The following is a 13,177-nucleotide window of genomic DNA, read 5'->3' as shown; positions in this document are numbered from 1 at the left end:
GTGGCCCAGACCTCGGCGCACACTGCTGCCCGCCGAGCCCTGCTGGCGATGGTGCTGATCACTGTCGCCCTCCTGGGCCTGCTCACCGGAGCCCACCAGTGGGGGGACGCTCGGTGGACCCCCAAGCTCGGCCTCGACCTCGAGGGCGGCACCCAGATGATCCTCGAGCCGCGGCTGACCGGCGCGAGCACAGTGAGCGCCGAGCAGATCGACCAGGCCCGCGACATCATCGTGCAGCGTGTCGATGCCGGTGGCATCTCCGGCGCGGAGGTCACGACGCAAGGAGGCCGCAACATCGTCGTCAGCATCCCCGGGACGCCAACCGAGTCGACCCTGAACGCGATCCGCCGCTCGTCACAGATGCAGTTCCGGCCGGTCCTGGCGATCGCGGACGGCGTCCTCGCCCCGACCCCGACGGACTCGGCGTCGCCCACGGTCGACCCGAGTGCCAGCCCGGCGCCGTCGACCACCGAGGCGCCGGTCGTGAGCCCGGCGCCCGAGGCGAGCCCCACGGCCCAGAGTGCGATCCCCGGCGCGCTCATGGACACCCCCACCCCGGCAGCGACAGACAGTGCCTCGCCGGCCGCCACGCCCTCGCCGTCACCATCGGCCAGCGCATCAGGCAGCAACTCGTCGGCACCGGACCCCACCAGTCTCGAGTGGGTCACTCCCGAGCTCCAGACCCTCTTTGCGGCGCTCAACTGTGCCGACCCCGGCGCCGTCGACTCCCTCATCGACGACCCGGCCAAGCCGTTGGTCACGTGCGACCAGACCGGTGCGGTCAAGTACATCCTCGGACCGGTTGTCGTTCCCGGATCCGAGATCCAGGACGCGGCCGCCGGCTACCAGGCGCTCCCCAGTGGCCAGATGAGCAACATCGTCGAAATCCAGTTGACCCTCAAGTCAACCGGTGCCAAGGAGTACGCCGACATCTCGCGCAAGATGGTGAGCCTCTCCGAACCGCAGAACCAGCTCGCGGCCACGCTCGACTCGAAGGTCATCGTCGCGCCGCGCTTCAATGAGGCCATCCTCGACGGCCGCGCGAGCATCACCGGCGGGTTCACCATCGAAACGGCCCGCGACCTGGCCCAGCAGTTGAAGTTCGGCGCCCTGCCGATCAGTTTCGACCTCCAGACCCGCGAGGAGATCAGCCCGACGCTGGGTTCCGAGCAGTTGCGCTACGGCCTGCTGGCCGGCCTGGCCGGTCTCCTCCTGGTCTTCCTCTACTCGCTGGCCCAGTACCGCGTGCTCGGCCTGGTGACGGTCGCGTCCATCGTGTTCGCCGGGCTGCTGACCTACCTGGCCATCACCATCCTCGGGTGGTCGCACAACTACCGCCTCGACATGGCCGGTGTCACCGGTCTGATCATCGCCATCGGCTTCACCGCTGATTCGTTCATCGTCTACTTCGAGCGGATCCGGGACGAGTTGCGCTCGGGACGTTCCTTGGAGAGTGCGGTCGCCACGGGGTGGAACCGCGCCAAGCGGACCATCCTGGCCGCCGACGGGGTCAACTTCCTCGCCGCCGTCGTCCTCTACCTCCTGGCGTCGTCGGGTGTCCGGGGCTTCGCCTTCACCCTCGGCCTGACCACCTTGATCGACCTGCTCGTCACCTTCCTGTTCTCTCATCCGCTCGTGGCCCTCCTGGCGCGCCGGAAGTTCTTCAGGGATGGCCACCCGTGGTCCGGCCTGGATCCGACGAAGCTGGGCGCCCAGAAGCGGACCTCGTATGCCGGTCGCGGCCGGTTCGTGCCCAATCCCGGGCGAGCCGTGGCCACGAGTGAAGGGAGCGCGTCGTGAGCTTCTCCACCTTCGGCAATGACCTCTACAGCGGCAAGCGCTCGGTCCCCGTCGTTCCCCAGCGTCGCCGGTTCTACCTGGTCTCGCTCGTCGTGCTGGCGATCGCCGTCGGTGGCCTGCTGTTCAAGGGACTCAATCTCGGGCTCGAGTTCCGCGGCGGATCCGAGTTCCGGGTGGCGGCCACGAGCGCTCCTGCGGACTACGAGGCCAAGGCACGCGAAGCCGTCCGCAGCTCGGGCGAGGGCAACTCGGCCAACATCACCAAGCTCGGCACCGGCACAATCCGGATCCAGACCGAGCGACTCTCCGATGAGGCGAGCGCGAAGGTCAAGGCCGCTCTCGTCCAGACCTTTGGTGTGCAGGACAAGGACGTCAGCGCGACCTTCATCGGCCCCTCCTGGGGGACGACGGTCAGTCAGAAGGCGCTCCAGGCGCTCGTCATCTTCTTGCTGCTCGTCGCGCTCGTGATGGCGTTGTACTTCCGCACCTGGAAGATGGCGGCGGCAGCCCTGGTTGCCCTGGGACACGACATGGTCATCACCGTGGGCGTCTACGCCCTCACCGGTTTCGAGGTCTCACCCGCGACCATGATCGGTTTCCTCACGGTCCTGGGCTACTCGATCTACGACACGGTCGTCGTCTTCGACAAGGTGCGCGAGAACACCGCGGAAGCCTTCGCCAATGGGCGATCCACCTATGCCCAGGCCGCCAACCTCGCCGTCAACCAGACGATGGTCCGCTCGATCAACACGACTGTCGTCGGGGCGCTCCCGATCCTGGCCGTTCTGATCGTCGGCATCGTGTGGCTCGGCCCGGGCGTTCTGCTCGACCTGTCGCTCGTGCTGTTCATCGGCCTGGTCGTCGGTGCCTACAGCTCGATCTTCATCGCGACTCCGATCCTGGTCTCGTTGCGGCGCAGGGATCCGGCGGTTGTGGACCTCGAGAAGCGTGCCAAGCGGTCGCAGGCCGCTCGGGCGAAGGTCGCGGCACGCACGGGGGGGACGGGGTCCGACTCCAGCGATGAGTCCTCGCCGACCGCGCCGAGCGAGCCCGCAGCGGGCGTCGACGGTGAGGCCACGGCATACCGTCCCTCGGGCGCCGAAGGCGTCGACGGCGCGTCCACGGTCACCGGCCGCGCGGTCCACAAGTGGGTTCAAGCAGGCCAGACCGGCCAGACCGGGCCGCGCAACCAGCCCAAACGGACCCCGAAGTCACGGCGATGAGCCGAACCATCGCCGAGCTCGTCGAGGGAGCTCTGCGCGACATCCCTGACTTCCCGGCACCGGGTGTCCTCTTCAAGGACATCACCCCGCTGCTGGCCGACCCCACGGCGTTCGCCGCGGTCATCGCCGACATGGCTGCCCGCCATCGCGCCGTCCAGCTCGTCGCCGGGGTGGAGGCACGCGGGTTCGTCATCGGTGCTGCTCTCGCGCATGCGCTCGGCGTCGGCTTCATCCCGGTGCGCAAGGCGGGGAAGTTGCCCGGACGCACCGCGTCGTTGAGCTACGACCTCGAATACGGTTCGGCGACCATCGAGGTCCATGCCGACGACATCCCGGGCGGCGCCCGAGTGCTGCTCGTCGACGACGTCCTGGCGACCGGCGGCACGGCCGTGGCCGCGTGGGATCTCCTCGAGTCGGTCGGGGCCGAGGTCACCGGCTTCGAGGTCATCATCGAACTCGCCGCGTTGGGTGGGCGCGAGCGGCTCGCGGGTCGCGACGTCCACGCCCTCCTCACCGTCTGACAGGCAGCTCGCGCCGTCACCTAGACTCCGTCCATGACGGAGGACACCACCCAGATCCCGCTGCCCGGTGGTGGGTCCTCCAGCCGTGCGCGGGCTCGCGCGCGGCTGGCCTTCTTCGGTGGCCAGCGAGAGGCCGCCAACCCGGTGTTGGCCCCCCTGCTCCAGAGCGTCCGCACCACCCACCCCAAGGCGGACACGACCGTCATCGAGCGGGCGTATGCCGTGGCCGAGCGGGCCCACGAGGGCCAGATGCGCAAGAGCGGTGACGCCTACATCACCCACCCGCTGGCCGTCACGACCATCCTCGCGGAACTCGGCATGACGCCGCCGACGCTTGCCGCGGCCCTCCTGCACGACACGGTCGAGGACACCGACTACGACCTCAGCCAGCTCGAGCGCGACTTCGGTGCGGAGATCGCTGCTCTCGTCGACGGGGTCACCAAGCTCGACAAGGTCACCTACGGCGCTGCCGCCCAGGCGGAGACGGTCCGCAAGATGGTCATCGCGATGGCCCGCGACATCCGCGTTCTCGTCATCAAACTCGCCGATCGACTCCACAACGCCCGGACCTGGCGTTACGTCAGCCGCGAGTCTGCCCAGCGCAAGGCCAAGGAGACCCTCGAGATCTACGCCCCGCTGGCGCATCGGCTGGGCATGAACACGATCAAGTGGGAACTGGAGGACCTCAGCTTCCAGACGCTCTATCCCAAGGTCTATGACGAGATCGTCCGGCTCGTGGCCGAGCGCGCACCGGCGCGCGAGGAGTACCTCGCGAAGGTTCGTGACCAGGTGGGTGCTGACCTGCGCGACGCCAAGATCAAGGCGACCGTCACGGGTCGCCCGAAGCACTACTACTCCATCTACCAGAAGATGGTGCACGGGGGCCGCGACTTCGACCAGATCTACGACCTGGTGGCAGTGCGGGTGCTCGTCGAGACGGTCCGTGACTGTTATGCCGCCCTGGGGTCGATGCATGCGCGCTGGAATCCGGTGCCGGGCCGGTTCAAGGACTACATCGCGATGCCGAAGTTCAACATGTACCAATCGCTGCACACGACGGTCATCGGCCCCAGCGGCAAGCCGGTGGAGATCCAGATCCGCACCCACACCATGCACCGCCGCGCCGAGTACGGTGTGGCAGCCCACTGGAAGTACAAGGAAGAAGGCCTGGCCGGTGCCACCGGCCCCTCGGCGCGCTCCGGCAACTCGGCCAACGACATGGCCTGGCTTCGTCAGTTGCTCGACTGGCAGCAGGAGACATCCGACCCCGGCGAGTTCCTCGAGTCCCTGCGTTTCGAGATCAACGCGAGCGAGGTCTACGTCTTCACGCCCAAGGGGCAGCTCGTCGGCCTGCCCGCGGGGTCCACCCCCATCGATTTCGCGTACGCCGTGCACACCGAGGTCGGCCATCACTGCATCGGGGCCCGGGTCAACGGCCGCCTCGTGCCCTTGGAGTCCACGCTCGACAACGGTGACCTCGTCGAGGTGCTGACCTCCCGGGCCGACACGGCCGGGCCCTCACGCGACTGGTTGCACTTCGTGAAGTCGGCACGTGCCCGACACAAGATCAAGCAGTGGTTCACCCGCGAGCGCCGCGAGGAGATGGTCGAGGACGGCAAGGAGGCCTTGGCCAAGGCGATGCGCAAGAAGGGTGTGCCCCTCCAACGCCTGGCCTCGGTCGAGTCTCTCACCGGCGTCGCCGAGGAGCTGCACCTGATCGACATCGACGGTCTGTATGCCGCGATCGGCGAAGGTCACGTCTCGGCCCAGCACGTGGTCAGTCGGCTGCTCGCTGCCATGGGGGGCGAGGAGGGTGGCGTCGAGGACCTGGCCGAGACGACGGTCACGACGCCGGGCCGGCCCCGACGCAGCCGTTCGGGTGACCCCGGCGTCGTGGTCAAGGGCATGTCGGACGTGTATGTGAAGTTGGCGCGGTGCTGCACCCCGGTGCCGGGGGACGAGATCCTCGGTTTCGTGACGCGGGGCAACGGGGTGTCCATCCACCGGCGCAATTGCACGAACGCCGAGTCGCTCTTGCGTCAGTCCGAGAAGATCATCGACGTCGAATGGGCACCGACGGCCAGCAGTGTGTTCCTGGTCCAGCTGCACGTGGAGGCGCTCGACCGGTCGCGACTTCTCTCCGATGTCACGCGAGTCCTGAGCGACAGTGGGGTCAACATCCTCTCGGCGTCGGTGACCACATCGCGCAATCGGGTCGCCGCGTTGAAGTTCACCTTCGAAATGGGCGATCCCGGTCACCTCGACCACGTCATCCGCACCGTGCGCAAGGTCGACGGGGTCCTCGACGTGCAACGCGACCAGGGCGGCCGCGACTGAGTTCGCGGCTGCGACCTCACAGGCTCAGCGACCGAATTCGTCCAGTCCCGCCTTCGCCTGGTCCAGCCACTGCTGCTGGGCCTCGATCTTGGCCGTGAGTTCGGCAACCTTCTTCTCGTTGCCCTTCGCGCGTGCCTTGGCCACATCATCGGTCAGTGAGGCAATCGAGGATTCGAGCTGGGTGACCATTGAGTTGGCCCGTGCGGCCACCTCCGGGTTGGAGGCCTTCCACTTCTTGTCCTCGGCCTCGCGGACGGCCGACTCGACGCGACGCAGGGCCTTCTCGGTCCGGTCGATGTCAGCCCGGGGCACCTTGCCGGCCCGGTCCCACTTGTCCTGGATCGTGCGGAGCGCCGCCTTGGCCGCTTCGAGGTCGGTGATCGGCAGAAGCGACTCCGCCTCGGCGATCAACCCCTCCTTGACGCCCAGGTTGCCCCGGAATTCCTCGTCCTCGGCGGCGGCCACCTGGTCCTTGGCGGCGAAGAACGAGTCCTGTGCGGACTTGAAACGCTCCCAGAGCGCGTCGTCATCGCCTCGTGCGGCGCGACCGGCGGTCCGCCACTGACCCATCAGGTCCTTGAATGCGCGAGCGGTCGACGCCCAGTCCTTGCTGGACGAGAGACGTTCGGCCTCGCCGACGAGCCGCTCCTTGGTGGCCTTGGCCTCACCGCGGCTCTGCTCGAGGGTGGCGAAGTGGCCCTTGCGCGCCTTGTCGAAGGAGTTGCGGGCATGGCTGAACCGCTGCCACAGGGCATTCTCGGTCGGCTTGTCGATGCGGGCACCTTGGCGTTGGTGGGTCTTCCAGGCGTCCAGCAACTCCCGCATACGCTCGCTGCTGCGCTTCCACTGGGTCGACCCCTCGGGCTGGGCGGCGATCTGCTCGGCCTCCGCGACGAGCGCCTCGCGGGTCGTGATCGCCTCGGCCCGGGCCGCGGCCCGTTGAGCGCTCTCGTGCTCCCGGCGTTCCGCGACGACGGCATCCAGCGCACCCACCCGTGACCTGAGGGCGGCCACGTCACCGACGACCTTGCCCTCCTCGAGATGCTCCTTGAGGGCCTTGAGCGCGTCGCTGAGTTCCTTGGCCGGCACCTCCGGTTTCTCGGCGCGAGCGGCGATCAGATCAGCGGTGCCTGACAGTTCGTCGAACTTGCGAGCGAAGTACTGCAGCGCGTCCTCGGGCTCGGCGCCGGGGTAGGAGCCGACCTCGCGCTCCTCACCCTCGATGGTGACGAACACCGTGCCGTCCGGTTCCACCCGGCCGAAGCGAGCCGATTCGGAGGCGGGCGTGGGTGCGGCGGCAGGTTGGGCCGGCGGGCGAGAGGCCATCCGGGCGGCGATCGCACTGGGTGAAGGGATCGCCGCCGGTGTCGGAATCGAAGCCGGCGACGGTGCAGGCGCTGCGGTCGGCTCGACGGTCTCGGTGGTTCCGGCGCTTTCGCTGGTCTCGGTTGGGTCTGGAGTGGGGGTCTGCTCGGACACGCTCAGGCCTTCTTCTCGGTGACAGCAACACGCAGGATGCTGATGGGTGCGGCGGGTGCACCGTCGGTGGCGCCATTGCCTCCGGCCACGCCCTCGGCAACGATGCGGTCGACAATATCCAACCCGGCCACCACTTTCCCGAACACCGTGTAACCGTTCGGGTCCGGCAGGGACGTCTTGGCGTCCACGATGAAGAACTGGCCACCGTTGCCCTGTTGCGGATCCGAGGTCCTGGCCATCGCGACGGTGCCGCGCTCGTAGGTGCCGTCGGCCGGTGGATTCTCGACCCCGAAGCCATAGCCGGGGCCACCCTGGCCGGTGCCTGTCGGGTCGCCACACTGCAGGACCGTCATCGCGGTTGAGCGCACGACGCGGTGACAGGGGGCGTTGAGCCAGTAGTTCTCGTTGGCCAGCTGCACGAAGGACGCGACGGCTTGTGGAGCCTTCGTGCCGTCCAACTCCATGGTGATGTCACCGCAGTTCGTCGTCAGAACGGCAGTGAACGTCTTGCCCTCGGCGCTCGCCTTGTCGGGAAGGGTCAACTGGGCACCGGTTCCGAGCGACGTCGGAGGTGCCTGGCAGCCGGCGGCATTGACCGCCGGAGCAGGGTCGACCTTCGACAGCTTGAGGCCGAGCACAGCCAGGCCTGCGGCGACGACGGCCACGACACCCAGGACCGCCAGCACGCGTCGGAAGCGTGCGGCATCGGCGGCCTTGCGGGCCTGCTTGGCCTGGACCTTCTCGTAGCGGCGGCGGGCGCGGGCGCGCTCCTGTGCTTTGGTCATCTGTTCCTACTCCGGGCGACGGTCGTCCCGGGCAGTCTAGGCTTGCTCATCGTGCTCGCCATTGCCTTCCCCGCCCAGGCCTTCGCGACCAACTGTTATGTGATCGCGCCCGGGGAAGGGGAGGAGTGCCTGATCGTCGACCCCGGCATCGGCGTCGAGGACACCGTCGCGGAGGTTCTGGCGCAATACCGCCTGAAACCGGCCGCCGTCCTGCTCACCCACGGTCATCTCGACCACGTTTATGCCGTGGCTCCCGTCTGCGGAGGCAACACCGCGGCCTACATCCACGGCGATGACCGCTACCGCCTCCAGGACCCCCTCGCTCTGGTCAATCCGGGAATGCTGGCCATGATGGAACAGCAGTTCGGGCAGCGCGCGACGTGGCGGGAGCCCGACCGCGTGGTCGAGGTCACCGACCGCCAGCACCTGACGCTGGCCGGCCTCGAGGTCGACGTCCTGCACGCCCCCGGCCACACCGAGGGTTCGGTGATGTTCGGGCTCGAGGGCATCCCGGCCGGCGTCGAGGCAGGGGAGGAGCTGACCCGGACAATGGTCTCCGGCGACGTGCTCTTCGCCGGCTCGATCGGTCGCACCGACCTGCCCGGCGGATCCGCCGACCTGATGACGCGATCGTTGCGCGAGGTGGTGTTGCCGCTGCCCGACGACACCCTCGTGCTCACCGGCCACGGCCCCGCCACGACAATGCGCCGCGAACGTGCGACCAACCCCTACCTGCAAGGACTCTGACCTCATGGCCACCAAGATCACGCCGATCTCCGGTTTCCCCGAGTTGCTGCCTCGTGAACGCTTCGCCGAGCAGCACGTCTTGGACGTCGTGCGCCGCACCTTCGAGTTGCACGGGTATGCCGGGATCGAGACGCGCGCCGTGGAACCCGTCGAGCGCCTCGTCGGGAAGGGCGGTGACGCCGACAAGGAGATCTATGCGGTGTCCAGACTGGCTGGTGGCGAGGACGCCCGCGATGCCTCGCTCGGCCTGCACTTCGACCTCACCGTTCCCTTCGCGCGTTACGTGCTCGAGAACGCGGGGAAACTCGACTTCCCCTTCCGGCGGTACCAGATCCAGAAGTCCTGGCGGGGGGAGCGCCCCCAGGAGGGCCGCTTCCGGGAGTTCACGCAGGCCGACATCGATGTCGTCGACATCGGCAGCCTCCCGGCACACTTCGAGGCCGAGATGCCGATCGTCCTCGCGGAGATCTTCGAGCAACTCCCCGTGGGGGACTTCAGGGTGCGGTGCAACAACCGCAAGATCCCTCAGGGCTTCTATCTCGGGATCGGCTTGACCGACATCGTGACCACCTTGCGCATCGTCGACAAACTCGACAAGGTCGGGGCCGCTGGCGTCCGGGCCATGCTCGTTGAGGCCGGTGCCACTGCTCAGCAGGCCGAACAGTGTTTGGCTCTGGCCGAGATCAGCACCGCCGACGGTGGCTTCGTCGACCAGGTCCGGGCGCTCGGTGTCGACCACCCCCTCCTCCAGGAGGGGCTCCAGACGCTGGCCGAGGTGATGTCGGCCGCGAGCGCGGCGACGCGTCCCGGTCGCGTGGTCGCCGACCTGTCCGTGGCGCGGGGGCTCGATTACTACACAGGGACGGTCTACGAGACCCAGCTGGTCGGTTTCGAGTCCTGGGGTTCGGTCGCTGGTGGTGGCCGCTATGACGCGCTGGCCTCGGATGGAGCAACGACCTATCCGGGCGTCGGCATCTCGGTCGGCATCACCCGGCTGGTGCAGTTGCTCATTGCCCGACGAGGGCTGACCACCACGCGCTCGACCCCCTCGGCCGTGCTCGTGGCCGTGACCGACGATGCGGGCCGACCCCGGTCCGCCGCCGTCGCGACCGCCCTGCGCGCCCGCGGCATACCGTGCGAGGTGGCGCCCAAGGCTGACCGGTTCGGCAAGCAGATCCGGTATGCCGACCGCCGCGGCATCCCCTACGTCTGGTTCCCGGGGACCGGGGATGACGACGGGGACCAGGTCAAGGACATCCGGTCGGGTGCGCAGGTGCCCGCCCAGGCGCAGACGTGGACCTGCCCCGACGAGGACCTGCGGCCGGCGCTGCGCACGGACTGATCGCTCACGCCGGGCAATAGAGTGGCAGGTGCCACCCATGGCGGTGGCTCGCGGACGCAATGGCGCGGACGCGGCCTACGAGCAAGCGAGGACGGCAGTTGTGAAGATCGGCATCCCCCGCGAGGTCAAGAACAACGAGTTCCGCGTCGGGATCACTCCCGTGGGCGTGCACGAGTTGGTCAACCACGGCCACACCGTCTACATCGAGAAGGACGCCGGTGTCGGCTCCTCGATCACCGATGAGGACTTCGTCGGGCAAGGTGCCCAGATCCTCGACTCGGCCGATGACGTCTGGGGCGAGTCCGACATGGTCATGAAGGTCAAGGAGCCGGTGGCTGAGGAATACCACCGCCTGCGCGAGGACCTGCTGCTCTACACCTACCTGCACCTGGCTGCCGACGAGCCGCTGACCGAGGAACTGGTCGCCAAGAAGGTCACAGCGGTTGCCTACGAGACGGTGCAGTTGCCCAGCGGGATGCTCCCGCTGCTCTACCCGATGTCCGAGGTGGCCGGCTGCCTCGCCCCGCAGGTCGGTGCGATGGCGCTGCTGCGGGCCAATGGCGGGCGCGGCGTCCTCATGGGCGGCGTCGGGGGCGTCGCCAACTCCAAGGTCGTCGTCCTGGGGGCCGGGGTTGCCGGCCAGAACGCCGCCAACATCGCGCTGGGTATGGGGGCCGATGTCACCCTTCTCGACACCGACCTCGACAAGCTGCGGATGTCGTTCTGGCGCTACGACAACCGCGTGCACCAGATCGCCTCCTCCTCGCTGTCCGTCCGCGAGCAGGTTCTCCAGGCTGACCTGGTCATCGGCACGGTGCTCATCCCCGGGGCGAAGGCACCCAAACTCGTGACCGACGACATGGTGGCGCAGATGAAGCCCGGTTCGGTGCTCGTCGACGTGGCCATCGACCAGGGCGGCTGCTTCGAGGGCTCGCGCCCGACGACGCACGCGGACCCGACCTTCACCGTCCACGACTCGATCTACTACTGCGTGGCCAACATGCCGGGGGCCGTGCCGCACACCTCGACCTGGGCGCTCACCAACGCCACCTTGTCGTATGCCGTCAAGCTCGCCGACCAGGGTTGGAAGGACGCCATGCGTGCCGACCCGGCGCTGGCCAAGGGCCTGAACACCGATGCCGGGCAGATCACCTACGCAGCGGTTGGCGACGCCTTCGGCATGGACTCGATCAGCCTCGAGGAGGCTCTCTCCTGAACCACCCCCCGACCACCACGGCCCGGTCGACCCCTCCCACGGCGGTCGACCGGGCGTCGCGGTGCGCGGACTGCACCGATTCCTCGCGCTCGAAGGCGAGGTGCCGGCCGACCCGTCCGCCGCTGTGAGCCCGCCCCGGCCACCTGGCCGACTTCCCAAGGCCATCAGCGTGACCGAGGTGGAGCGCCTGCTCGAAGCGGCTGCCGTGGGCGACACCCCCGCCGCGCTTCGTGACCGAGCCCTGCTGGAGGTGCTCTACGGCACCGGCGCCCGGATCTCCGAGGCCACGGGGCTGGACATCGACGATGTGGCGACGCAAGAGGGGGTCGTGCGGCTGCGCGGCAAGGGCGGCAAGGAACGCCTCGTGCCGCTGGGGTCCTACGCCTCTGCCGCGCTCGCGGCATACCTCGTCCGGGGACGCCCCACGCTGGCCGGCAAGGGGAAGGGAACCCCCGCCATCTTCCTCAACCAGCGCGGCGGGCGGCTCTCTCGGCAGAGCGCGTGGAGCATCCTGCGGGGTGCGGCCGAGCGGGCCGGCCTCGGTGGCCACTTGTCACCGCACACCCTGCGACACTCCTTCGCCACCCACCTCCTGGAGGGCGGCGCCGATGTCCGGGTGGTCCAGGAGTTGCTCGGCCATGCGTCGGTGACAACGACTCAGATCTACACCCTGGTGACCGTGCAGCAACTGCGGGAGGTCTATGCCCAGAGCCACCCCCGGGCGCGCTGATAGGGTCGACCCGATCAGCGGGACGCTGACCGTTGCACGTGCACGTTGGGAGTGAAATGGACGTCGAGACCGCAGCCCACAGCGGCGCCCCCGAGGCGACCGAGGAGGGCGGGAGCGACGGTCACCTGCCCGGCATCCGCGAGGCCGGAGTCGGCCAGATCGGGCCGACCGGGCGTCCCTTGCCTCACTTCCCGGAGCCCACGCCCCTCAGCGCCCACGGCCCGGCCCGCGTCATCGCGATGTGCAACCAGAAGGGTGGGGTCGGCAAGACGACGACGACGATCAACCTGGGAGCCGCCCTGGCCGAGTGCGGGCGCAGGGTCCTCCTCGTCGACTTCGACCCGCAGGGCGCCCTGTCCGTGGGGCTGGGGATCACTCCCAACCAACTCGACGTGACCATCTACAACCTGATGACCGAGCGCGGTCACGATGTCCGCGATGTCATCCAGCACACCGCGGTCGAGGGACTGGACATCATCCCCGCCAACATCGACCTGTCGGCCGCCGAGGTGCAACTGGTCGGCGAGGTTGCTCGTGAGCAGATCCTGGCCCGCGTCCTTCGGCCGGTGCTGGACGACTACGACGTCGTGCTGATCGACTGCCAGCCTTCCCTGGGCCTGCTCACGGTCAACGCCCTGACGGCAGCCCACGGAGTGATCATTCCCTTGGAGTGCGAGTACTTCGCGATGCGGGGTGTCGCGCTCCTCGTCGAGACGATCGAGAAGATCACCGATCGGCTCAACCCCCGGCTCGAGATCGACGGCATCCTGGCGACCATGTACGACGGGCGCACCCTGCACTCGCGCGAAGTCGTCCAGAGCGTCGTCGAGCACTTCGGCGAGACCGTCTTCCACACGGTCATCAGCCGCACGGTGAAGTTCCCGGACGCCACCCTCGAGGGCAAGCCGATCACCACCTACGACTCGACGCACAAGGGGGCCGGTGCCTACCGCCAGCTGGCCCGTGAGTTGATCGCTCGCGGCGGCGCGGCCTGAGC

General features: G+C 68.4%; 10 protein-coding genes and 1 pseudogene. 9 read left to right on the top strand and 2 right to left on the bottom strand.

Going from position 1 to position 13,177, the window contains the following annotated elements; genetic code table 11:
* The 4 genes from secD to BN10_RS06395 are packed head-to-tail and all read left to right on the top strand — an operon-like array spanning position 1 to position 5,881.
* Positions 1-1,800 carry a protein translocase subunit SecD gene (gene secD / locus BN10_RS06410; protein WP_010850386.1) on the top strand — a complete coding sequence of 600 codons (1,800 nt, stop codon included), beginning with the start codon at positions 1-3 and terminating at the stop codon, positions 1,798-1,800.
* Positions 1,797-3,023 (top strand): protein translocase subunit SecF, encoded by a 1,227-nt coding sequence (secF, locus tag BN10_RS06405; protein ID WP_010850385.1) that lies wholly within the window; start codon positions 1,797-1,799, stop codon positions 3,021-3,023. Before secD ends, secF begins: the two co-directional genes overlap by 4 nt.
* Positions 3,020-3,544, top strand: a complete 525-nt coding sequence (locus tag BN10_RS06400; protein ID WP_010850384.1) for an adenine phosphoribosyltransferase — start codon at positions 3,020-3,022, stop codon at positions 3,542-3,544. Before secF ends, BN10_RS06400 begins: the two co-directional genes overlap by 4 nt.
* A 33-nt stretch (positions 3,545-3,577) precedes the next feature.
* Entirely contained in the window at positions 3,578-5,881 is a 2,304-nt protein-coding gene (locus BN10_RS06395) for a RelA/SpoT family protein (protein WP_010850383.1), read from the top strand.
* Between the two features lie 24 nt (positions 5,882-5,905).
* Here BN10_RS06395 and BN10_RS06390 read toward each other — a convergent pair whose 3' ends face one another.
* On the bottom strand, positions 5,906-7,135 hold the full coding sequence (locus BN10_RS06390; RefSeq protein WP_233354275.1) for a DUF349 domain-containing protein: 1,230 nt from the start codon (positions 7,133-7,135) through the stop codon (positions 5,906-5,908).
* Positions 7,136-7,362: 227 nt separating this feature from the next.
* Positions 7,363-8,145, bottom strand: a complete 783-nt coding sequence (locus tag BN10_RS06385) for a peptidylprolyl isomerase (protein WP_010850381.1) — start codon at positions 8,143-8,145, stop codon at positions 7,363-7,365.
* A gap of 51 nt (positions 8,146-8,196) precedes the next feature.
* Between BN10_RS06385 and BN10_RS06380 the strand changes: the two genes are divergently transcribed.
* From BN10_RS06380 to BN10_RS06360, 5 genes and pseudogenes are all read left to right on the top strand, one after another.
* A complete protein-coding gene (locus BN10_RS06380) occupies positions 8,197-8,892 on the top strand; it encodes an MBL fold metallo-hydrolase (RefSeq protein ID WP_010850380.1) in 696 nt (231 codons plus the stop codon).
* A gap of 4 nt (positions 8,893-8,896) precedes the next feature.
* Positions 8,897-10,234 carry a histidine--tRNA ligase gene (hisS, locus tag BN10_RS06375; protein ID WP_010850379.1) on the top strand — a complete coding sequence of 446 codons (1,338 nt, stop codon included), beginning with the start codon at positions 8,897-8,899 and terminating at the stop codon, positions 10,232-10,234.
* A gap of 100 nt (positions 10,235-10,334) precedes the next feature.
* Positions 10,335-11,450 (top strand): alanine dehydrogenase, encoded by a 1,116-nt coding sequence (gene ald / locus BN10_RS06370; protein WP_040751007.1) that lies wholly within the window; start codon positions 10,335-10,337, stop codon positions 11,448-11,450.
* A 46-nt stretch (positions 11,451-11,496) separates the two neighbouring features.
* Positions 11,497-12,180 (top strand): annotated as a pseudogene (locus tag BN10_RS06365) (site-specific tyrosine recombinase XerD); the annotation flags it as partial.
* 56 nt (positions 12,181-12,236) lie between these two features.
* Positions 12,237-13,175 (top strand): ParA family protein, encoded by a 939-nt coding sequence (locus BN10_RS06360; protein ID WP_010850376.1) that lies wholly within the window; start codon positions 12,237-12,239, stop codon positions 13,173-13,175.
* The last annotated feature ends 2 nt before the right edge of the window (positions 13,176-13,177 follow it).

It is taken from the genome of Phycicoccus elongatus Lp2 (assembly GCF_000367525.1).
Taxonomy (GTDB): domain Bacteria; phylum Actinomycetota; class Actinomycetes; order Actinomycetales; family Dermatophilaceae; genus Phycicoccus_A; species Phycicoccus_A elongatus.
The sequence above is the reverse complement of the archived record's forward strand: the minus strand, read 5'-3'. Positions and strand labels throughout refer to the sequence as shown.